The organism is Sporomusaceae bacterium, assembly GCA_031460455.1.
GTDB lineage: Bacteria > Bacillota > Negativicutes > Sporomusales > UBA7701 > Anaeroselena.
The window spans coordinates 449888-472842 of the sequence record JAVKTQ010000002.1; the positions used below are offsets into that span (position 1 = coordinate 449888).

Below are 22955 nucleotides of genomic sequence, written 5' to 3' on the forward strand. Positions count from 1 at the left end.
CGGCCGCGAGGAGGTAAATACATGAGAAAACCGATAATCGCAGGCAACTGGAAGATGCACAAAACGATCGCGGAAACGGTTGCCTTGATTAAAGAATTGGCTCCGCTGACCGCAGGGGCGGCGGCCGAGGTGGTCGTCTGCCCGCCTTTCACGGCGCTGGCGGCCGCCAAGGCGGCGCTCGCCGGCACGGCGATCAGGCTGGGCGCCCAGGATATGCATTGGGAGAAGCAGGGCGCCTTCACCGGCGAGGTTTCGGCCCCGATGCTCAGGGACGCCGGCTGCGACTATGTTATCATCGGCCATTCCGAGCGGCGCCAGTATTTCGCCGAGACGGACGAGACGGTGAATAAAAAGCTCCACGCCGCCATCGCGGGCGGCCTCGGCCCGATCGTGTGCGTGGGCGAGACGCTGGCCGAACGCGAAGCGGGCGATACCGAACAAGTGGTGGACCGGCAGGTCCGCCAGGGGCTGGCCGGGTTGACCGCCGCCCAGGCGGCCGCCCTGGTCGTTGCCTACGAGCCGGTGTGGGCCATCGGCACGGGCCGCACCGCCTCCGCCGATGACGCCAACGCGGTGTGCGCCTTTATCCGGAGGCTGGCGACCGAGCTGTTTGGCCAGGCCGCGGCCGACGCGATGCGCATCCAGTATGGCGGCAGCGTCAAGGCCGACAATATCGCCGAGCTGATGGGCAAGACCGACATCGACGGCGCTCTGGTCGGCGGCGCCAGCCTGGACGCGACCTCCTTCGCCAAAATCGTCAAATATTGAAACGAGTTGATATTGTGAGTAAACTCGCCACACCAATTGCGCTGGTCATCCTCGACGGGTGGGGGGTCGGCGACGCGTGCGACGCCAGCAACGCCATCGCCCGCGGCGATACCCCCCACCTGACCCTCCTTGCCGAACTCTACCCGAATACCGTGCTGGCCTGCGCCGGTGAGGCGGTCGGCCTGCCGGACGGGCAGATGGGCAACTCCGAGGTGGGCCATCTGAATATCGGCGCGGGGCGCGTCGTCTATCAGGAGCTGACCCGCATCTCGAAAGCCATCCGCGACGGCGACTTTTTCGCCAACCCGGTGCTGGGCGAGGTGATGGCGGCGGTGAAGAGGAGCGGTTCCGCCCTCCACCTGATGGGCCTGGTGTCGGACGGCGGCGTCCACAGCCATATCGAACACATCTACGGCCTGCTGGAAATGGCCAAGCGCGCCGGCCTGGCGAAGGTTTATATCCACGCTTATCTCGACGGGCGCGACGTGCCGCCCTCGAGCGCCCGCCAGTTCATCGACGCCCTCGAGGCCAAGGCGGCCGAGCTGGGTGTCGGCCGCATCGCCACTGTTTCCGGCCGCTACTATGCCATGGACCGCGACAAGCGCTGGGACAGGGTCGAGAAGGCTTACGCCGCCCTCGTGCGCGGCGAGGGGGAGCGTGCCCCTACTGCCAGGGCGGCGGTGGAGCAGGCCTACGCGCGTGGCGAGACGGACGAGTTCGTGCTGCCGACGATTGTGGAAAGCTGCGGCGAGTGCGGCATCAAGGCAGGCGACGGCGTAATCTTCTTCAATTTCCGTCCCGACCGGGCCCGCCAGCTGACCCGCGTGTTCACCGACAAGGATTTCGCGGCCTTTCCGCGCGACTATATGCCGCTCCATTTCGCCACTTTCACCCAGTACGACGAGACGCTGCCGTCGCCGGTCGCCTTTCCGCCCCAGTACATAAGGAACACGCTCGGCGAGGTTTTCAGCGCCGCCGGGTTCACCCAGCTGCGTATCGCCGAGACGGAGAAATACGCTCACGTCACCTACTTTTTCAACGGCGGCGAGGAGAGGCCGCTGCCCGGCGAGGACCGGGCGCTCATCCCGTCGCCGAAGGTGGCGACTTACGACCTCAAGCCGGAAATGAGCGCCGTGGAGGTCACCGACCGGGTAGTGGTCGAGATCCGCTCCGGCAAGTACGACCTTATCGTGGTGAATTTCGCCAACGGCGATATGGTCGGCCATACAGGCGATCTGGACGCCGCCATCCAGGCGGTGGGGGTCGTCGACAAGTGTGTCGGCCGGGTGACGGACGCCATCCGCGACCGCGGCGGCATCGCCTGCATCACCGCCGACCACGGCAACGCCGACTGCATGATCGACGCCTGCAACGGCGGGGTGCTGACCGCCCATACGCTGAACCCCGTGCCTTTCATCCTCGTTTCCGAGAAGCACCGCCAGGCCAAGCTCCGCGCCGGCATCCTCGCCGACATCGCCCCGACGATCCTCGACCTGGCCTCGCTCAACGCGCCGGCGGAAATGACCGGCAGTACGCTTATCATCAAGGAGGGAAAATAATGACAACTATCACCGATGTATTCGCCCGCGAGATCATGGATTCGCGCGGCAACCCCACCGTGGAGGTGGACGTGGTGCTGGAGGACGGCTCGCTGGGCCGCGCCGCCGTGCCCTCGGGGGCTTCCACGGGCGCGTACGAGGCTGTCGAACTGCGCGACGGCGACAAGGGCCGCTACCAGGGCAAGGGCGTCCTGCAGGCGGTGGAGAATGTCAACGACCTCATCGCCAACGAGATCATCGGTCTCGACGCCCTCGACCAGAACGACATCGACGCCATCATGCTGAAACTCGACGGTACCCCCAACAAAGCCAAGCTGGGCGCCAACGCCATCCTCGGCGTGTCGATGGCGGTCGCCAAGGCGGCGGCGATTTCTTTAGGGATGCCGCTCTACAAGTACCTCGGCGGCATCAACGCCAAGGAACTTCCCGTGCCGATGATGAACATCATGAACGGCGGCAAGCACGCCGACAACAATGTCGACATCCAGGAGTTCATGGTCATGCCGGTCGGCGCCGTCTCCTGGGCCGAGGCGCTCAGGATGTGCGCCGAGATATACCACACGCTGAAGAAGGTCCTCAAGGATAAGGGTCTGGCGACGGCTATCGGCGACGAAGGCGGCTTCGCGCCCAACCTGGCGTCCAATGAGGAAGCCCTCAAGGTTATCGTGGCCGCGATCGAGAAAGCCGGCTACAAGCCCGGCGAGCAGGTGGCGCTGGCGCTCGATCCGGCAGCCACGGAGTTTTACAAGGACGGCTCGTATGTGCTGGCCGGCGAGGGAAAAACGCTGAGCGCGGCCCAGATGGTAGACTACTATGCCAGTCTGGTCGAGAAATATCCCATCGTTTCGATCGAAGACGGGCTGGCCGAGGACGACTGGGACGGCTGGAAACTGATGACCGACAAGCTCGGCGGCAAAATCCAGATCGTCGGCGACGACCTGTTCGTCACCAATACCGAGCGTCTGGCGCGCGGCATCAAGTCGCACACCGCCAACTCCATTCTCATTAAGGTCAACCAGATCGGCACACTCACCGAGACCTTCGACACAATCGAGATGGCCAAACGGGCCGGCTACACCTGCGTCATCTCCCACCGCTCAGGCGAGACCGAGGACGCGACCATCGCCGACATCGCCGTAGCCGTCAACGCCGGCCAGATCAAGACCGGCGCTCCGGCCCGCACCGACCGGGTGGCCAAGTACAACCAGCTGCTGCGCATTGAGGAGGAGCTGGGCGAGGCTGCCGGGTTCAGAGGCAACGACGTGTTCTACAACCGCAGGAAGTAAGCGAGATATCGGGAAGCCCCGGCGCGCGCCGGGGCTTCTTTTTCATGCGTATAACGCCATAACCAAGTCTTTTCTTTTATTTCTATCCGGGTGGCAGGGAAAGAATATCCATGGGAGGAATTATACATTATATTTTTATCGGATATTCGGCGGAGGGGGAAATTAGAAATGCAGAAATGTTGCAGCACGATTCTCGACGCGGTGGGCAAAACGCCACTTGTTTATCTGGGACGTACTTCGCCGGCTGGCGGGGCGAAGATTTATGCCAAGGTGGAATGCGTCAACCCCGGCGGCAGCATCAAGACCCGCACCGCCCTCGGCATGATCGAGGCGGCCGAGCGGGCCGGCCAGCTCAAGCTCGACTCGGTCATCGTCGAGGTGACGAGCGGCAATCAGGGGATCGCCATGGCGATGATCGGCGCCGTGAAGGGCTACAAGGTCCGGATCGTCATGCCTGAGAATATGAGCGTGGAACGGCAGAAGCTCATCAAGGCCTATGGGGCGGAGATAATCCTCACTCCGGCCGGCGCAAGCATCACCGAGGCTATCGAAAGCGCGCTGGCCGTGGCCGGCGAAATGGCCGCCAAAGACAGCCGCGTCTTCCTGCCCCGGCAATTCGAAAACGTCAACAACCCCGATATCCACCGCCGCACAACCGGGCAGGAGATCCTCGCCCAGATGACGGGCCCGGTGGACGCGTTCGTGGCCGGCTTCGGCACCGGCGGCACCATAACCGGCATCGGCGAAGTTCTCAAGAAGGCCTATCCGGGCGTCATGATCATCGCCGCCGAGCCGGATAACGCCGCCATCCTGGCCGGCAAGCCGATCGGCCACCATGTCCAGCAGGGCATCGGCGACGGCGTCATCCCGCCCATATTGAACCGCGACATCATCGACGACCTCGTGCTGGTCAGCGACGACGAGGCCTGCGAGACCGCCCGCCGCCTGGCCCGCGAGGAAGGCATCCTCTGCGGCGTTTCCAGCGGGACCAACGCCTGCGCCGCCATCAAGATCGCCCAGAAACTCGGCCCCGGCAAGAGCGTGGTGACGGTGCTGCCGGATACGGGGGAGCGGTACCTCAGCACCTGCCTGTTCTGATTTGGTCTCAAAACAAGGGAAGCCGCCTATAAAGCCCATCTGCGGCGCACCCGCAGGGGGCAGGCCGCAGTTCTAGGCGCTGAAGCGCCAAGAACTTGCGCACTTGCTCCTCCGGTGCGCCCCGCACACTGCACGTGAGATAATCGCCTACAGCATAGACCGCTGATAAGGTCGAGATAGTCAGGACGTGCATCTGGGTCTTTCTAGGCGGCCTCCGGTAATTCAAGAGGGATGATATTATTCAGAGGGCCGATGGCCCTCTTCTTCATTTATTTGCCAAATAATGCAACACATTTTGGTAAACGGTGTATATTATTTGTGTGAAACAGTGAAAATATATCGCGAAAGGCGATTGTCAAGCTATTTGCTATTTGGTAAAATAAAGTGGTACAAAAGGGTAGGGGGTGTAAAGTTAGTGTATAACGCGCTTATGATTCTCGACGGCATACTGTCCATCGCGATAATCGCCGTCGTAGTGATGCAGTCCAGCAAGAGCGCCGGCATGTCGGGAGCGATCGCCGGCGGCGCCGAGACCATTTTCGGCGGCAAGAAGAAAGGCCTGGACGAAATCCTTTCCAAGGCCACGATGGTGCTTGGCGTTCTTTTCGGCGTCGTTACCCTGGCCCTGGCCAAGATGTCGATGTAGACAATTCCGGGAAAAATGTTCCACGGAGATTCCGGGAAATGTAACTCATTTCCCGTAATTTATTGCCTGTAAGGAGGAGTGGTAGTTTGGATACCTATTTGCTTATTTCTACGCTGGCAGGCGCTTTGGCGCTGATATTCGCTTTCTTTCTGGCCAGCAACATCGCCAAGGCCGACGCCGGCAACGAGCGGATGCGCGAAATCGCCGGCTATATTCACGAGGGAGCCATGGCCTTCCTGTATCGCGAGTACCGTTATCTGGTCATTTTCGCCATAGCTGTCTTCATAATCTTATCCTTCTTCATCAATTGGCAGACAGCCGTCTGTTACATCGCCGGCGCGGTTTGCTCGGTGCTGGCCGGCTATTTCGGCATGCAGGTGGCCACCAAAGCCAACGTGCGCACGACCGAAGCCGCCCGCCACGGCATGGGGGCCGCCATCAAGATCGCTTTCTCCGGCGGCGCCGTCATGGGCATGTCGGTGGCCGGTCTGGGCGTGCTCGGCCTGGGCATCATGTTCCTGGTATTCGCCAAGGATGTAAACTATATCGCCGGCTTCAGCCTGGGAGCGAGCTCCATTGCGCTCTTCGCCCGTGTCGGCGGCGGTATTTACACTAAAGCGGCCGACGTCGGCGCCGACCTTGTCGGCAAGGTCGAGGCCGGCATCCCCGAAGACGATCCCCGCAACCCGGCGGTTATCGCCGACAACGTCGGCGATAACGTCGGCGACGTGGCCGGCATGGGCGCCGACCTGTTCGAGTCCTATGTCGGAGCCATGGTTTCCGCCTTTGCGCTCGGCGCCGTTCTCTTCAAGGGCGGCGAAGGCATCCTTTTCCCGATCGCGCTCTGCGCCCTCGGCATCGTGGCATCGATAATCGGCATAATGGTCGGCCGCGGCAGCAACGCGGACAACCCCCAGGCCGCCCTCAACATGGGCACTTACGTGGCCGGCGGGCTTACGATCGTGGCCGCCGCGGTCCTCAGCCAGTACCTGTTCGGCAATTTCAAGGCGTTTATGGCTATTGCCGCCGGTCTGATCTCCGGCCTGGCAATCGGCAAGGTAACCGAAATATACACCTCCGGCGATTACAGCCACGTTAAGAAGATCGCCGAACAGTCGCAGACCGGTCCGGCGACCACCATTATCTCCGGCATGGCTGTCGGCATGTATTCCACCATGTGGCCGATGCTGTTCATGACGGCCGGCATGCTGGTATCCTATTACGTCATGGGCGGCGGCACGATGGGCCTTTACGGCATTTCGCTGGCGGCGGTCGGCATGCTGTCGACCACCGGCATCACCGTGGCTGTCGACGCCTACGGCCCGATCTCCGACAACGCCGGCGGCATCGCCGAGATGGCGGAGCTGCCCCACTCTGTCCGCGAAGTCACCGACAAGCTCGACGCGGTCGGCAACACCACCGCGGCGATCGCCAAGGGCTTTGCCATCGGCTCGGCCGCTCTCACCGCCCTGGCGCTGTTCGCCGCTTATTCGGAAGCGGTCGAGCTTAAAGCCATCGATCTTCTTAACCCGCTAACCCTCGGCGGCCTGTTCATCGGCGCGATGGTGCCTTTCCTGTTCGGCGCCCTGACGATGGAAGCCGTCGGCAAGGCGGCCAACGAGATGATCGAAGAAGTCCGCCGCCAGTTCCGCGAGATCCCCGGCCTGATGGAAGGCAAAGCCAAGGCCGAGCACGCCAAATGCGTCGATATCGCTACCGGCGCCGCCCTGCACAAGATGGTCGTTCCCGGCACGCTGGCCGTCGTTCTGCCTCTCGTCGTGGGCATCCTCCTCGGCACCGAGAGCTTGGCCGGCTTCGTGGCCGGCGCGCTGGTGACCGGCGTCCTCGTGGCCGTATTCATGGCCAACGCCGGCGGCGCCTGGGACAACGCCAAGAAATATATCGAAGGCGGCGAGTACGGCGGCAAGGGCAGCAACACCCACAAGGCCGCGGTCGTCGGCGACACGGTCGGCGATCCCTTCAAGGATACCTCCGGCCCGGCGATGAACATCCTCATTAAGCTGATGACGATCGTCTCGCTGGTATTCGCCCCTGTGTTCGTCAAGTATGGCGGTATTGTCCCCCATCTCCTCAAGTAACCGTTCCACGACGATGTGGGCCGCAGCACCGGGATACCCGGCTGCGGCCCTTGGTTTTTGGCGATGCCGCGCATCATAATTATTACATAAATGGAAGGAATTAACTAGGCGGCGGCGAATAAATGAAGCGTAATCGTTCTTAATGGGATAAATGGCGAAGAGGGTGGTCGCGGAAACGGATAAAGGTATCGTCGGGAGCCGAACGTAAAACGAGAAAGGGGTATTCCAGTGCAAGGTATCGAGAAGTTTATTGCCGATATGGCCGATTTTGTCTGGGGTCTGCCGCTGATAATCCTTCTGTTCGGAACGCACTTGTATTTGACTTTTAGACTGGGATTCATTCAGAAGTATATGGGCAAGGCGATCAAGCTTTCGCTGACCCGCTCGACCGAAGGGCGCGGCGATGTCAGCCAGTTCGGCGCGCTGACGACGGCGCTGGCCGCGACCATCGGCACAGGCAACATTGTCGGCGTGGCCACAGCCGTGGCCGCCGGCGGCCCTGGCGCGGTGCTGTGGATGTGGCTGACCGGCGTGTTCGGTATCGCCACTAAGTATGCGGAGGCGCTGCTGTCCGTCAAGTACCGGGTTCAGACCGAGGACGGGCAGATGGCGGGCGGGCCGATGTACGTTCTCGAGCGCGGGCTCAATATGAAGTGGCTGGCTGTCGTGTTCGCGGCTCTGACCGCAATCGCCGCCTTTGGCATCGGCAACACTGTGCAGGCCAATTCCATCGCCTCGATGCTCAAGGAAACCTATAATGTTTCGCCGTATGTTTCCGGTATCGTCATGACCGTCCTTACCGCCCTGGTCATTCTCGGCGGCATCAAGTCGATCGCCCGCGTGTGCGAGGCATTGGTGCCCTTCATGGCCGTCTTCTATGTCGCCGGCTGTGCGGTCATCCTGCTGTCCGGGTTTTCCACCATCCTCGATTCGATCTCCCTTATCGTCAGCAGCGCCTTCTCCGGCCAGGCGGCGGTAGGCGGCTTCCTGGGAGCTGGCATGAAAGAAGCGATGCGCTTCGGCATCGCCCGCGGCCTGTTTTCGAACGAATCCGGCCTCGGCAGCGCGCCGATTGTGGCCGCCGCCGCGCAGACGAAGAACCCCGTCCGCCAGGCGCTCGTCTCCAGCACCGGCACTTTTTGGGATACGGTGGTGGTGTGCGCCATGACCGGCCTGGTGCTCGTCAACACCGGCGTCTGGCAGAGCGGCCTGAAAGGCGCCGCCCTAACCAAGACCGCTTTTGCCACCATCCCCGTGGTCGGCCCGCTCGTGCTGGCGATCGGTCTGCTGACCTTCGTTTTCTCAACCATCCTCGGCTGGTCCTACTACGGCGAGAAGGCGGCCGAGTATTTGTTCGGCAAAAAAGTTATTAAACCGTACCGCTACCTGTGGGTGGTGGCGGTGTTCCTCGGCTCGATCGCCAGCTTGCCGGCGGTGTGGAATTTCGCCGACGCCGCCAACGGCCTGATGGCCATCCCCAACCTCGTCTGTCTCCTGATGCTGAGCGGCGTGCTCGTGTCCGAGACCCGCGAATACCTCTGGAACGGCAATCTCGACCGCGAACCGGCGGATTTCGCCGCCGCTCCGGGCGAGAAGCAGAAGGGAAAAGGCTGACAAGCTCCGTGAATGCAACCTGCCGCCGGCGTCGCGCCGGCGGCAGGTTGCATTTTTACTGGCTGTCGTAGCCTTCCAGCAGGTCGACGAACGCTTTCTCCGCAACGTTATAATCCTGGCCGGCCCGCGAGATGAGCAGGAAGCGCCTGTCGATGGTGTTCAGCCGGTTGAGCGGCACTTCCGCCAGACGCCCGGTCGAAAGTTCGTGGCGGATGGCCACCGAACTGATCAGGGCTATGCCGATTCTTTCCTCGACCGCCAGCTTGATCGACTCGTGGTTAGCCATCTCGATCACTGTTTCGAAGACGAGGTTTTCCTGGTGGATGAATTTGTCGACAACCGACCGCATGCCCGAATCGGGCCGACTGTGGATGAAGACCTGGCCGCGCGTCAAATCCCGCGGCTCGACGAGGCTGCGGCCGCACCATTCGTGGCCCGGCCAGACGATGAGCGATAGGTGGTCGCGGGACACCGGGCGGGATTTCAGGGCATGATCGGCCAGCCAGTTGAGGTTGTGGCCGACGAGCCCCAGGTCGATATCGTCGGAGCGCACGGCGTCGATTATTTTGTAGCCGTAGTCGGTCTTGACCGACAGGTCGATGTGGGGGTAACGGTCCTTATAGCGGCGCAGGAGGGAAGGGAGCAGGTAGGTGCTGACGGTCGACGAGGCGCCGAGCCTCAGCCGGCCTTTGCCGAGGCTGTTGACTTCTTTGATTCTGGCGGGAAGCTCGCCGAGGGTGCCGATTATATCCTTGGCAGTCTTATAAAGCACCCGGCCTTCGGGGGTCACGGAGCAGCGCTTGCCGGCCCTGGTGAACAGCGCCACCCCGAAGTGGCGCTCCAGTGCGGCGATCTGCTGGCTGACCGACGACTGGGCCATGTAGAGGCATTCGGCGGCCCGCACGAACGAGTTCTGCTCGACGACCAGGCAGAAGGTCTGCAGTTGCTGAAAGGTCATGCCTTCACCTGCTTATAAGATTTATATTATTGTTTTGATTGTAATTTATACGTTGCACCTTATTAATCCTTCCGGTAAGATAAAGAAAGTCCATATTCTAGCCGATTTTGGAAGGGGGTCTTTTTCTGGAACTGCTGTATATCGCACCAATCGCCGGTCTTGTCGCTCTGCTTTTCGCCGCCTACCTGATGGTCAGCGTGCTGAGAGAGAGCCCGGGAAACCAAAAAATGCAGGATATCTCCCAGGCCATCTTCGAAGGGGCGATGGCGTTTCTCAACCGTCAGTACCGCACCCTTGTGCCGTTTACCGCCATTGTTTTCGTTGTTCTTTACTACTTCGGCAGCTATCAACTGGCATTATCCTTCCTTGTCGGGGCCGTATGCTCGGCCATCGCCGGCTATGTCGGCATGACATCGACCACCAAATCCAACGCCCGCACCACCGAGGCCGCCCGCCACAGCCTGAACAAGGCGCTGAGCGTGTCGTTCCGGGCCGGGGCGGTAATGGGGATGTCGGTGGCCGGTCTGGGCCTGCTCGGCGTTTCGCTGCTCTATATCGTTTTCCGCGATCCCGTCGTCATCAACAGCTTTGCCTTCGGCGCCAGCGCCATCGCGTTCTTCGCCCGCATCGGCGGCGGCATCTTCACCAAGGCTGCCGATGTCGGCGCCGACCTGGTCGGCAAAGTGGAGGCCGGCATCCCTGAGGACGATCCCCGCAATCCGGCCGTCATCGCCGACAACGTCGGCGACAATGTCGGCGACACCGCCGGCATGGGCGCCGACCTGTTCGAATCCTACGGCGCCACCGCCATCGCCGCCATGCTGATCGGCAATACCCTTTTCGGCGTCAACGGCGTCATCTTCCCGCTGCTGCTCGGCGCCGCCGGCATCGCCGCCGCCATCGCCAGCACATTCCTGGTGCGCACCGGCGAGAACGGCAGCCCGCAGGCGGCCCTCAACCGCGGCCTGTGGGGCACAAACATCATCACCGCGGTCATCGCCTACTTCATGGCTATCGCCACCTTCGGCGCGGAAAAAGGGTTCGGCATCTTCATCGCTATCGTCGCCGGCCTGGTCGTCAATGTCCTCGTCGGCCTGATCACCGAGTACTATACCTCTCACGCCCACTTCCCGACCCGCGATATCGCCGATTCCTCGCGGACCGGCGCGGCCACCAACATCATCTCCGGCGTGGCCACCGGCCTCAAGAGCACCGCGCTGCCGATGATCGTCTTTGCGGTTGCCACCTATGTTGCCTTTACATATGCCGGCATCTACGGTATCGCGATGGCAGCCATGGGCATGCTCTGCACCGCCGGGATGGTGGTGGCGGTCGACTCGTTCGGCCCGGTCGCCGATAATGCGGGGGGCATCGCCGAAATGGCCGATATGCCCAAGGAAGTCCGTAAAACTACCGACAGGCTCGACGCGGTCGGCAACACCACGGCGGCGATCGCCAAAGGCTTCGCCATCGGCTCGGCGGCTCTGACCGCCCTGGCTCTCTTCACCGCCTTCGGCGAAGAGGTGGCCAAGAACCCGAAACTCGGCGGCCTGCTGGTGGGGGGACACCTGGTCGTCAACCTCACCGAGCCTGGCGTCATCATCGGCATCTTCCTCGGCGCCGCCCTGCCGTTTCTGGTGTGCGCTTTCACCATGGAGGCGGTCGGCAAGGCCGCGTTCGAGATGATCGGCGAGGTCCGCCGCCAGTTCCGCGATATCCCCGGCATCATGGAAGGCACCGGCCGCCCCGATTACGCCCGCTGCGTCGATATCAGCACCCAGGCCGCCATCCGCGAGATGGTCCTCCCCGGCGTGTTCGCCGTAGGGGCGCCGCTGCTCGTCGGCTTCGCGATGGGCGCCAAGGCGCTCGCCGGCTTCCTGGCCGGCGTCACCGCCGCCGGTGTGCTGCTCGCCATCTTCATGTCCAACGCGGGCGGCGCCTGGGACAACGCCAAGAAATTCATCGAAGGCGGCCAGCACGGCGGCAAGGGCACTCCCGCCCACGCGGCGGCCGTCATCGGCGACACGGTCGGCGACCCGTTCAAGGACACCTCCGGCCCGGCGATGAACCCGCTCATCAAGGTGGCGGGGACGATATCGCTGATCATCGCGCCCCTGCTCTTCTTTTAGAAATGACGAACGACACCGGCCTTGAGGCCGGTGTCGTTTTTGTTTGTACTTGCTACATCGAGTGCAGGCCGATGCAGTTGCCTTCGCTGTCTTCGAAGAGCCCGAAGAAGCCGTATTGCCCGATATCGGTCTTGGGGACGAGCGTTTTGCCGTTGTGGGCGGCGATTTTGGTCAGGGTGGCGGTGATGTCGGGTACGGCGAAGTAGACGATTGTGCCGGTATGGGACGGCACGTTCTCCTTACCCTTCACGAGCGCGCCGCCGGCGCCGATTGTGTTCATCTCCATCGGGAACATGGCCATCTGCCGCTCGCCTGAGTCGACGACTTCGAGCTTAAAGCCGAAGACCGCCTCGTAAAAGGCTTGGCCGCGCGGCATATCGGTCACGGGAATTTCGAACCAGATCACGGGGTTGATCTTGTCAGCCATTTTTATCACGCTCCTGCCTGATTACTATGTTTATTATAACCCATGCGGTGCTGGGGCAGCCATATTTTGTAAGAGCCATGGTCGAATCTCCCCGCTTTGCCTGGCCATGCCTGAAAATGGTATAATAAATGTTACCAAGGACAATGGAGGGATGCCTGGTGGCGATTATGCGCGGGGCCGAGCCGTTCCTCCTGCCGGGGGGCGACCGGGGTGTGCTGCTTATCCACGGGTTTACCGGCGCGCCGGCCGAGATGCGCCTCTTGGGCGAGTACCTGCACGGCAGAGGTTACACCGTCCTGGGGCCGCGCCTGGCCGGGCACGGCAGCAGCCCGGCGGAGATGGCGGGCACCAGGTGGCCCCATTGGTACGGCGATGTGGAGGACGGCTACCATCTGCTGCGGGGCCTGTGCCGGGAGGTATCAGTCGTCGGCTTGTCGATGGGAGGGCTGCTGGCCCTTAAACTGGCGGCCGAGCATCCTATCGACAGGATCGCAGTCGTGAACGCACCGATATACTTGCTTGACAAGCGCGTAAAGCTGCTGCCGTTCTTCCGTCTGTTCCGCAATTTTCAGCGCCAGGAGAAGCGCCGGCTGACGGTCAACGAGCGCTATAACGTTTCCTACGACTATATGCCGCTGACCTGCGTGGTCAGCCTGCTGGAACTGGTAAAGCATGTGGACAGACTGCTGCCGCTCGTCAACCGGCCGGCCCTGCTTGTGCAGTCGCGGCATGACCGGACGGTGCGGCCGGAGAGCGTCGTCCATATCCACAACCGCCTCGGCAGCCGGGACAAGAAGATAATCTGGCTGGAACGGTCGGGTCACGTGGCGACCATCGATGTTGAGCACGAGCGGCTTTTCCGCTATATAGACAGCTTTCTGACAGCAAGATCAATTGACGACTGAAGGGAGACAAACTAATGGAAGACGAACGCAATACATGGTGCTTTGCCTGCGGGCCCAATAACCCCATCGGCCTGAAGCTGAGGTTCAGCGAGGAGGGGGACAAGTATGTGGCCCGTTTTACCGCCGGCCCTGAACACCAGGGTTACGACGGCATCGTTCACGGCGGCATCGTTAGCACGCTGCTGGACGAGATCATGGCCCGCTACCCGTACGCCAAGGGCGAAAATACTGTGACCGCCCGCCTGGAGATAAGATACCGCCAGCCGACCCCGGTGGGCAAGGAGCTGACCGTGACGGGATGGATCGCGAGCAAGCGGGGCAGGATATACGAAACGGCCGGCACGGTAGCGCTGGAGGACGGCACCGTCACCGCCGAGGGCAAGGCCACCGTGATGGTTATGAGGAAGTGAACCGATGACGCTCAAAGATAGAATCCTCGCTTTTATGCGCGAGGAGGCGTACAGGCCGCTGGCGCCGGACGATCTGGCCGCCGGCCTTGGCCTGAAGGCGAAGGAGCTGGCCGATTTCTGGCCGCTGCTGGCGCAAATGGAAGAGGACGCCGAGGTTATCAAGACCAGGTTCGGCAAGTACGGCGTGCCCGAACACATGAACCTGGTGGTGGGGATGCTGTCGGCCAGCGAGAAGGGCTTTGGCTTCGTCATCCCCGACAGCCCCGACGAGGCCGATGTGTATATACCCCCCGACGCGATGGCCGGCGCAATGAACCGCGACCGGGTGGTGGCGCGGGTGCACGGCCAGCGGCCGGGCGGCAAGGCCCGCGAGGGGGAGATAATCCGGGTGGTCAAACGGGCCAACGTCAGGATCGTCGGCACGTTCGAGGCCAGCCGCCACTATGCGTTCGTGACGCCGGACGACGCCCGCCTCCGTCAGGATGTTTTCGTGCCGCGGGACGAATGGGGCGAGGCTGAGAACGGCTGCAAGGTGGTCGTGGAGATCACCAGATGGCCGGAGGGCAAACGGAGCGCCGAGGGCCGCGTGACGGAGGTGCTGGGCTGCAAGGGCGACCCGGGCATCGAGATTCTCGCTATCATCAAGAAGCACAACCTTTCGACCGCTTTTCCTCCCGAGGTGGAGGCCGCCGCCGCCCGTTGCCGCGAGACGGTGGGCGAGGAGGAGACGAAGGGGCGTCGCGATCTGCGCGCGCTGCCGGTGGTCACTATCGATGCCGAGGACGCCAAGGATCTCGACGACGCCGTGTATGTAGAGCGGCGCCAGAACGGCCATTATCTGCTCGGCGTGCATATCGCCGATGTCAGCTATTATGTGAAAGAGAATAGCCCGCTCGATGACGAGGCCAGGGAGCGCGGGACGAGCGTCTATCTCGTCGACCGCGTGCTGCCGATGCTGCCCCATCGCCTCTCGAACGGCATTTGTTCTTTAAACGCGGGCGTCGACCGGCTGGCGATGTCGGCGCATATGGAGATCGACCCGCGCGGACGGGTGGTGAGCTATGAGCTTTTCCCGAGCGTCATCCGCGTTCACACCCGGCTTTCCTATAACATCGTCCGCCGCATCCTCGCCGAGGACGACGGGGAACTGAAGGAACAGTACCGGCCGCTCCTCGGCCAACTGGCCGAGATGGAGCGCCTGTGCCACATCCTTCGCCAGCGGCGGCTAAACCGCGGCGCTATCGACTTCGATTTCCCTGAGCTGAAGGTTAAGCTGGACGAGCAGGGGCGGCCGGTGGCCGTGGAGAAGCGGGTCCGCAGCATCGCGGAGTCGATCGTCGAGGAGTTTATGCTGGCGGCCAACGAGACGGTGGCCGAGCATATGGACAAGCTGGGCGTGCCGTTTGTTTTCCGCGTCCATGAGGAACCCGACCCGGAGAAGATGGCCAAGCTCAACAACCTGCTCCACAACTTCGGCCAGGCGCTTTCCAAGCCGGACGACATCCGCCCCAAGGCGCTGCAGAAGGTGCTGGGCCGGGTGGCCGGCCGGCCGGAGGAGCGGCTGATAAGCACGGTGATGCTCAGGTCGCTGAAGCAGGCGCGCTACGAGGCGGAGAACCTCGGCCATTTCGGCCTGGCGGCTTCGTATTACACTCATTTCACTTCGCCGATCCGGCGTTATCCCGATCTCATCGTTCACCGCATCCTGCGCGAGACGTTCAAGTCCGGCGATATCTCCGCCAAGCGCCGCCAGAAGCTGGCCGCCGTCCTGCCGGAGATATCCCTCCACTCGTCGCAGCGTGAACGGGCGGCGGCGGAGGCGGAACGGGATACGGTCGACCTCAAGAAGGTCGAGTATATGGCGCAGTTCGTCGGCGACGAGTTCGCCGGGGCGATCAGCGGCGTGACTGCTTTCGGCCTGTTCGTCGAGCTGGAGAACGGCATCGAGGGGCTTGTCCATGTGTCGAGCATGGATGACGATTACTACCGCTACGACGAGGACCGCTACTCGCTCATTGGCCAGCGGACCGGCAAGGTTTACCGGCTGGGCGACGCGGCGAAGGTGACGCTGGTGAAGGTCAACCCGGCGGAACGGACGATCGATTTCGTGCTGGCCGGCGACGCCGCGGCCCGCGGGCCCAAGAACCACCGGGGCAAGGGCGGCGGCCAGGGGCGCAAGCCCAAGGACGGCGATAAGGGCAAACAGGCGAAGAGCGGGCCGGCCAGGCCGGGCAAGCCGGCCAAGGAGGGCGGCAAGAAGCCTGCCGCCGCCGGGGCGGGAGGCGCTAAGCCCGCCGGCGAGGCGGCTAAGAAGCGGCCGCCGGGCACGAAACGCAAGCGGCCTAGGGGCTCTGGCAAAAGACGGACAGAATCTGGCAAAACTCTGACATAAACGCTGACATTGCTCTGACATTTGGGATGATTTGCGTTATTTCCCGGAAATATGAGAGAAACCGACAGGGAGAGAAGAGGATGGATCGCAGGGATTTCCTGAGAATGGCGGCGCTGGCCGGGCTGGGGGCAACGCTGCTGCCCGGCTGTGCGCCGGCGCCGGCCAAACCGGCGCCCCGCGCCGATGTGGGCGCAGGCAGGACGCCGGCCACTACGGTTGGCGCGCCTGCGGGCGGCGGCGAGCTGGTGGTGGCCGAGGGCGCCGACCCGGCCGAGATGCTGGCGCGGGGTCTGGCGGCTCTCGGCGGCATCGGGGCGTTGGTGAAGCCGGGGGCGACGGTGGTGCTGAAGCCGAATTTCAGCGTGCCGCGCGCGCCGGAGGAGGCGGCCACGACGAATATCGTGCTGGTGGGGGCGTTGGTGCGCTCGTGCCTGGCGGCCGGGGCCAAGACGGTGAAGGTTATCGACCACCCGTTCACCAATCCGACGATATGCCTGGAGAAAACGGGGATGAAGACGGCGGTGGCGGCGGCCGGCGGGCAGATTTATACGCTCAACAGCGGCCGCGATAAGTATTTTAAACCGGTGCAGATCGGCGGCCAGGTGCTGGCGGCGGCCGAGTACAGCAAGGATGTGCTGGAGGCCGACGTGTTTATCAATATGCCGATCTTGAAGCATCATAACGGTACGCGCCTGACGCTGGGGATGAAGAATCTGATGGGGCTGGTGTGGGACCGGGGTTATTTCCACCGCACCGATCTGCACCGCTGCATCGCGGAGACGGCGGCGTTCAAGAAGCCGCACCTGACCATCCTGGACGCGCTGCGCGGCATAACCGACAACGGGCCGATGGGGCCGGGGCCGATCCGCGAGTACAATCAACTGGTTTTCGGCACCGATCCGGTGGCGGTGGACGCTTATGGGGCGACGCTGTTCGGGCTGAAACCGGCGGAGGTCGATTATATCCGCATAGCGGCGGAATTGGGCGTCGGCAGTATGGATATAGATAAGGCGCCGGTGCGTAAGGCGTGAGTTTTGCCGGGGGAGGAAGTTTGATGAATGCAGTTGACAGGCTGTTGGACGGCGTAGCTATACCCCGCGTGGTGCGGGTGCGGCAATCGTTCGAACGGCCGCAGCTTAAGGACGCTATCGCCGAGTTGGCGGCCCAACTGAAAGCAAAGGGGACGCTGGCGGGCGTGAAGCGCGGCCAGAAGATCGCTATTACCGCGGGCAGCCGGGGGATAACGGCGCTGCCCGCGATGCTGAGGACGCTGGCGAATGCCGTCAGGGAGGCCGGCGGCGAGGCTTTTTTGGTGCCGGCGATGGGCAGCCACGGCGGCGCTACGGCCGAGGGGCAGCGAAGTATGCTGGCCGGGATGGGTATTACCGAGGATGCGGTGGGGGCGCCGATCAGGGCGACGATGGAGACGGTGGAGGTCGGGCGCACGGCGGCAGGGCTGCCCGTTTATCTGGACAGGTATGCCTATGAGGCGGACGGGATAATCGTCGTTAACCGCATCAAGCCCCATGTGGCGTTTCGCGGCCCGTACGAGAGCGGCCTGGCGAAGATGCTCGTGATCGGGCTGGGCAAACAGCGGGGGGCGGATACCTGCCACGATATGGGCGCCGGCATGATGGCGGAGAATATCCGGGAGATGGCGGCGGTGACTTTGGCCGGAGCCAATGTCATCGCCGGGGTGGCGATTATCGAGAACGCCTATCACGAGACGAGCCGGCTGGCTGTGCTGGCCGCAAGCGAGATAATGGCCGAGGAGCCGGCGCTCTTAGAAGAGGCGTGGCGGCTTTGCCCCCGCCTGTTTTTCGACAGCCTGGATGTGCTGGTGATCGACGAGATCGGCAAGGATATCAGCGGCACGGGGTTCGATACCAACGTGGTGGGGCGTTATCATACGCCGAATATCAGCGGCGGCCCGCGCATCGCGCGGGTGGCGGTGCTGGACCTGACGGCGCGCACGAAAGGGAACGCCAACGGGCTGGGGCTGGCCGATTTCACGACCCGGCGGGTTTTCGACAAGTTTGATTTCGCGAATACGTATCCGAATTCGCTGACGACAACGGCGCCAGCGAGCGTGAAGATCCCGATGGTGCTGGGAAATGACCGCCAGGCGATCCAGGCGGCGATCAAGACGTGCAATATCGCCGACAAGGGCGCGGTGCGCCTGGTGAGGATCAGAAACACGGTGGCGCTGGATGAGATCGAGGTGGCGGAGAGCCTGCTGGCCGAGGTGGCGGGGAGCCGGTGCATGGCTGCCACAGGCGAGCCGTACGGGCTGCCTTTCGATGCCGCCGGCAATCTTTTATGAGTATGTGGTTGCGGAAAAGGGCCGCCGCCGGGTAACCGGCGGCGGCCCTTTTTTGGGCAGGAAAGGCGTATAGCGATGCGGCGGGGGAGCATAATAGCGGCAGGAGGTGAGGGCATGGCACGGGATGTTATGTGCACGGTGAGGAACTGTAAGTTTTGGGAGGACCGCAAATGCACGGCAGATGCGATCGAGGTGAATGTGGACGGCGGCGGCTATACCGCAGGGTATACGGCGGAGACGAACTGTCACACGTTCATGGCCGGTAATAAGGGGTAGAGGGTGGCCCGGGGCTGAGCTCCGGGCCGCTTGTTTTGCGTAAGCCGGTTGTGTTTACGGCGCCGAATTGCTATAATATATCGTGCACGGGAAAGCGGGGTGAAACCGGTGGCCGAGGGTATCAAGATAGTGTCGGAGAACCGCAAGGCGCGGCACGATTATCATATCCATGAGACGTACGAGGCCGGCCTGGTGCTGACCGGGACGGAGGTTAAGTCTCTGCGGGCGGGCCGGGCGAACCTGAAGGACAGCTATGCAAGGGTGGACAACGGGGAGCTGATGCTGCACAATATGCATATCAGCCCGTACGATCAGGGCAACCGGTTCAACCATGAGCCCTTAAGGACGCGCAAGCTGCTGATGCACCGTGTGGAGATCAACAAGCTGATCGGCAAGACGAAGGAGAAGGGGTATACGCTGGTGCCGCTGAAGCTTTATTTCACCCGCGGCAAGGCGAAGCTGGAGCTGGGGCTGGCGAGCGGCAAGCATACGTACGACAAACGCCAGGATATCGCCGAGCGGGATGCGAAGCGGGAGATGGACAGGGAGTTTCGCGATAGGCAGAAGTGCTGATTGGACGGAGAATCGTTTTTATGTTATAATGATATGACAGAAGCATATTCCGTTGGCTGGCGTTTATCCATGAACGCCCGGAGATAATTCGGGGGCGTACTGGTTTCGACAGGGGTAGTTGTGGTACAGGTAGCGAGCCGGGGTTCCATCTGCCCGTCAATACGGTGGGACAAAGTTAACTGCCAACGAAGAATACGCTTTAGCAGCTTAATGCTAACGTCCTACCTACGCTCGTCCCGTGGCCTAGGATAGGGCGTCACTTAACGGGATACCTAAAGCCCAATTCTCGGAGGGCCGACTGGGAAACTTTATCGAGATAGCGCCTGAGCAGCCTGTCTGTGGGCGGCGACGGGGCGAAATCTAAACCATAGACTGCGCTCGGAGAAGCCTGTGCAGCGATGCCTTTGGACAGGGGTTCGACTCCCCTCGCCTCCACCATGCAAATTCGGAAAAGCCGAAAACCCGCGTATGTCAATTAAAGCATATAATGTCGTTCGTGACATTATATGCTTTAATTTTATGCTCTAATTGAAAGGTCATATCAAGCTTTACTGCTTCGTGGGGAGTAACCCTTTTATCCATTGCGGGTGGCCTGCAGGTGACTCAAATAGTTTTTACCTAATTATTGGGAAGTATATTATAATAGAAGACACAAGTAAATGAAGAAAGGGGCCTAGGGAAATATGTTAAAGAAGGCATTAAGCTGGCAGGGAATTGCCTTTTTGATAGTTTTAGCTGGTTTTGTCAGTCCATTTATTACTTTCAACACATTCTATAGTAGATGGAATTATAATGGTCCTTGGCCGCTAACCATCGAGCAGATTGGAAAACTAGGCCAGGTATCAGACTGGATTGGCGGAGTAACAATACCTTTTTTTACATTAGCTAGCTTTATAATTCTGTTTTTAGCTTTTAAAACTCAAACCGAAGAATTAGGATTAACGCGCCAAGAACTTAGTTCTACTCGTGAACAATTTATTCAACAAAACACAACATTAGCTAGACAAAGGTTTGAGGGTAGCTACTTTCAACTATTATCATTTCACCATGAAATTGTAAACGGGACTTATTATGCTTTGCCTGCTAATGGCAGTATCGACGCTCCATTAATTAACTATAATGGCCGTAGTTATTATGAACAAGCTTCAATAAGATTTACCCAATTATATAATGGTATAATTAATGCTGGCGGAGGGCAACAACCTAATCAGCAAACAGATATGCGTTATATTGTAGATGCTTGGACTAGCTTTTTTTCGGAGCATCAGCGATTTATAGGTCACTACTTTAGGAATCTATATCATATTGTAAAGTTTGTCGATGAAACACCTAATTCCGTTTTGTCGCCTGAAGAAAAATATGACTATGTTAGGCTATTAAGGGCTCAATTATCATCATACGAACTAGTTCTTCTTTTTTATAATTGCATGGTTGGGGAAGGGTACGATAAGTTTAGACCGCTTATTGAAAAATATCACCTATTTGATAATATTAATACAAAGTTACTTGGTAAACATTGGGGATACTACGGCGATACTGCACTTTGGAATATTATTTTAGGGAAAACTACCGCATAATTATATCAAATTAACCCAACGTTAAGTCAGGGTAATCACTTTAAGAATTGAAAATGGGCTGCCTTGTGGCAGTCCATTTGTTCATATGCGCAAGGAGTCGGGGCTTATTTTTTGGAAATTTCTCTAAGGTTGTCTTTCTAGTTCGTAGACAAACCTCTTAGAAAAGTTTTTATCACGAAAAAGCGACTAAGAGTCCACCGTATTTTGAGCTGCTATTAAGCATTTGCGACAAATTGACTGGCCTTTGAAATAAGAAAGATTATGGCTGCTATTACAGAAGATGCACTCGGAAGACGAATGTTTTGATAGAACTACTTTGCCATCGACTTCCCTTAATTCGACGAGGTCATTTTGTGACAGGTTTAATTTTTGTCTTAATTCAACGGGGATTACTATGCGTCCGAGCGCATCCATCTTTCTAACAATACCAGTTGATTTCATATAGCCAACTCCGAGAATATCATTTGCACGTAGCGTATCACAAACTTGTTCGATGATTCCCTCGACACTCCTGCTATCGCTATTACTTTTGAGAACTTGCCTCCATTGCCCGCAAATGGATAGCAGGGTCGTAAAGTCGATTATACTTTAGGCATCCATAAATAACCTGCGCTAATTTTCCGGCAACGTGACCAATCGCTTTCTTTCTTGGCATATTTCGACCTAGTAACCGATTATAGAAGAGTTTGAACGGATTTTGTTTAGTTTTAGGTGCCAAAAGTACAAGGGACATAAAGAATAGCACGCGGCGAACCGGCCTTACCCCACTCAAGGAAAGACGCGTCTTTTTCAGCGACGTGCCCGATGCCTTGTTTTCGGGAGTAAACCCCATGTATTTTTTGAACTGTTTATATGTAGGGAACCTAGTTACATCCCCGATTACACCAATCAACATACATGCCCAAGGATAACCCATGACTGGTAGTGACCAAAGAATTTCCTTATACGGATGTTCGTCAACCATTTTCTTGATTTCAGCGTCGACTTGTTCAATCATTGCCTCCATATGGTCAACGTCCTCGATAATAAATCTCTGATAATCTAATAGATAGGGTATTTCTAGGGGGATGCTACTCTGAAGCAAACCCTTCCACTCGGTAGCTTTCTGTAATGAATAACGCCTGATACCACATTCAAGAAGCTCCTGTTGTAGGGTTTCAACAGATGTGGCCGCTATCTGGTTACCGGTCGGATACTTTGTTATCATGCGCCTTATTGCTATTCTAGTAAGCCTAGAAGGGAATATGCTTTTGATTTCTGGGTGACTAATGTTTAAAATCAGTTGAAGCTGACTCTTTCTCCGGTTGAGTTGTCTTTGAATTGAAAGTCTTTCGTACGCCAAGATTTTGAATGGGTTTTTCATCAGTGTTAAAGACCTATCGATTCTTATGCCGTGTATGGATGGGGTTAACGTCTTTTGATAACCTAAATAAGCGATTACTTTGCTGTCAATACGGTCGCTTTTCTCAGAGATACCCAAATCTCTTTCCCGAAAATCTTTGACGGCTCTGCCAGGGACCGTGAAAATACTATAACCTGCCTGTTCTATCGCTGTTCTTAAACCGAAATCGTAGTAAACACTCGCCGGCTCCATTAAAATGCAAAAGTCGCGTGGATTAAGTGAATTTCGGGTTAGCGCCTCTAACAGGACACAGATACCATGGCCATCAGAACTAAATTTGAATGTTTTCACTCGCTTCCATGACTGTGTTTTACTCGCAAAGGCCTCTAGGGGTATCACGGCTGCTTCGTGGTTCTTATAACCGATATCTATACCGACGAAATACTTGCACGGTGGAATGACCGTAGCAGATGTCAATGCCGATTTGATTTTGCATGAAAGTGGCGTTTGAAATTTGCATGTTTGTGGCGACGGGTTACTGTTGTTTCTGTTCGAACAGCGTGTTGATGACAT

The 22955-nt window shown here is 59.3% G+C and carries 20 protein-coding genes and 1 other RNA gene; 17 read left to right on the plus strand and 4 right to left on the minus strand.

The window, feature by feature from the left end; translation table 11 throughout:
• Window positions 1-21 precede the first annotated feature (21 nt).
• From tpiA to RIN56_06725, 7 genes are all read left to right on the plus strand, one after another.
• Complete coding sequence (tpiA, locus tag RIN56_06695; GenBank protein ID MDR7866493.1) at window positions 22-768, plus strand: triose-phosphate isomerase; 747 nt, start codon at window positions 22-24, stop codon at window positions 766-768.
• Window positions 769-782: 14 nt separating this feature from the next.
• Window positions 783-2327 (plus strand): 2,3-bisphosphoglycerate-independent phosphoglycerate mutase, encoded by a 1545-nt coding sequence (gpmI, locus tag RIN56_06700; protein ID MDR7866494.1) that lies wholly within the window; start codon window positions 783-785, stop codon window positions 2325-2327.
• Window positions 2327-3613 (plus strand): phosphopyruvate hydratase, encoded by a 1287-nt coding sequence (gene eno / locus RIN56_06705; protein ID MDR7866495.1) that lies wholly within the window; start codon window positions 2327-2329, stop codon window positions 3611-3613. The genes gpmI and eno overlap by 1 nt, the downstream gene beginning before the upstream one ends.
• Window positions 3614-3781: 168 nt before the next feature.
• A complete protein-coding gene (cysK, locus tag RIN56_06710; GenBank protein MDR7866496.1) occupies window positions 3782-4711 on the plus strand; it encodes a cysteine synthase A in 930 nt (309 codons plus the stop codon).
• Window positions 4712-5126: 415 nt separating this feature from the next.
• Window positions 5127-5357 (plus strand): preprotein translocase subunit SecG, encoded by a 231-nt coding sequence (gene secG / locus RIN56_06715; GenBank protein MDR7866497.1) that lies wholly within the window; start codon window positions 5127-5129, stop codon window positions 5355-5357.
• Window positions 5358-5443: 86 nt separating this feature from the next.
• Window positions 5444-7456, plus strand: a complete 2013-nt coding sequence (locus RIN56_06720; GenBank protein ID MDR7866498.1) for a sodium-translocating pyrophosphatase — start codon at window positions 5444-5446, stop codon at window positions 7454-7456.
• A 228-nt stretch (window positions 7457-7684) separates the two neighbouring features.
• Window positions 7685-9070, plus strand: coding sequence for a sodium:alanine symporter family protein (locus tag RIN56_06725; GenBank protein MDR7866499.1), 1386 nt, complete (start codon window positions 7685-7687; stop codon window positions 9068-9070).
• Window positions 9071-9125: 55 nt separating this feature from the next.
• Here RIN56_06725 and RIN56_06730 read toward each other — a convergent pair whose 3' ends face one another.
• A complete protein-coding gene (locus tag RIN56_06730) occupies window positions 9126-10028 on the minus strand; it encodes a LysR family transcriptional regulator (GenBank protein ID MDR7866500.1) in 903 nt (300 codons plus the stop codon).
• 107 nt (window positions 10029-10135) lie between these two features.
• On the opposite strand from RIN56_06730, the gene RIN56_06735 reads away from it, so the two are divergent.
• Entirely contained in the window at window positions 10136-12157 is a 2022-nt protein-coding gene (locus RIN56_06735) for a sodium-translocating pyrophosphatase (protein MDR7866501.1), read from the plus strand.
• 52 nt (window positions 12158-12209) lie between these two features.
• Here the strand turns inward: RIN56_06735 and RIN56_06740 are convergent, their stop codons facing one another.
• The gene (locus tag RIN56_06740; protein MDR7866502.1) at window positions 12210-12584 is read right to left on the minus strand and encodes a VOC family protein; all 375 of its coding nucleotides are present in this window, start codon (window positions 12582-12584) and stop codon (window positions 12210-12212) included.
• 167 nt (window positions 12585-12751) lie between these two features.
• On the opposite strand from RIN56_06740, the gene RIN56_06745 reads away from it, so the two are divergent.
• From RIN56_06745 to RIN56_06785, 9 genes are all read left to right on the plus strand, one after another.
• Window positions 12752-13489 carry an alpha/beta fold hydrolase gene (locus tag RIN56_06745; protein MDR7866503.1) on the plus strand — a complete coding sequence of 246 codons (738 nt, stop codon included), beginning with the start codon at window positions 12752-12754 and terminating at the stop codon, window positions 13487-13489.
• A gap of 14 nt (window positions 13490-13503) precedes the next feature.
• Window positions 13504-13899, plus strand: coding sequence for a PaaI family thioesterase (locus tag RIN56_06750; protein ID MDR7866504.1), 396 nt, complete (start codon window positions 13504-13506; stop codon window positions 13897-13899).
• Window positions 13900-13903: 4 nt separating this feature from the next.
• Window positions 13904-16291, plus strand: a complete 2388-nt coding sequence (gene rnr / locus RIN56_06755; GenBank protein MDR7866505.1) for a ribonuclease R — start codon at window positions 13904-13906, stop codon at window positions 16289-16291.
• An 80-nt stretch (window positions 16292-16371) separates the two neighbouring features.
• Window positions 16372-17322: a DUF362 domain-containing protein gene (locus tag RIN56_06760; GenBank protein MDR7866506.1), complete on the plus strand. Its 951-nt coding sequence runs from the start codon at window positions 16372-16374 to the stop codon at window positions 17320-17322.
• 23 nt (window positions 17323-17345) lie between these two features.
• On the plus strand, window positions 17346-18614 hold the full coding sequence (locus RIN56_06765; GenBank protein ID MDR7866507.1) for a lactate racemase domain-containing protein: 1269 nt from the start codon (window positions 17346-17348) through the stop codon (window positions 18612-18614).
• 114 nt (window positions 18615-18728) lie between these two features.
• Entirely contained in the window at window positions 18729-18890 is a 162-nt protein-coding gene (locus RIN56_06770) for a DUF1540 domain-containing protein (GenBank protein MDR7866508.1), read from the plus strand.
• Window positions 18891-18998: 108 nt separating this feature from the next.
• Window positions 18999-19463, plus strand: coding sequence for an SsrA-binding protein SmpB (smpB, locus tag RIN56_06775; protein MDR7866509.1), 465 nt, complete (start codon window positions 18999-19001; stop codon window positions 19461-19463).
• Window positions 19464-19553: 90 nt separating this feature from the next.
• Window positions 19554-19901: a transfer-messenger RNA gene (gene ssrA, locus RIN56_06780) on the plus strand.
• 245 nt (window positions 19902-20146) lie between these two features.
• The gene (locus RIN56_06785) at window positions 20147-21040 is read left to right on the plus strand and encodes a putative phage abortive infection protein (protein ID MDR7866510.1); all 894 of its coding nucleotides are present in this window, start codon (window positions 20147-20149) and stop codon (window positions 21038-21040) included.
• Window positions 21041-21226: 186 nt separating this feature from the next.
• Here the strand turns inward: RIN56_06785 and RIN56_06790 are convergent, their stop codons facing one another.
• Complete coding sequence (locus tag RIN56_06790) at window positions 21227-21481, minus strand: AbrB/MazE/SpoVT family DNA-binding domain-containing protein (GenBank protein ID MDR7866511.1); 255 nt, start codon at window positions 21479-21481, stop codon at window positions 21227-21229.
• Window positions 21482-21563: 82 nt separating this feature from the next.
• On the minus strand, window positions 21564-22955 hold a 1392-nt coding region (locus RIN56_06795), incomplete at its 5' end, for an IS110 family transposase (GenBank protein MDR7866512.1).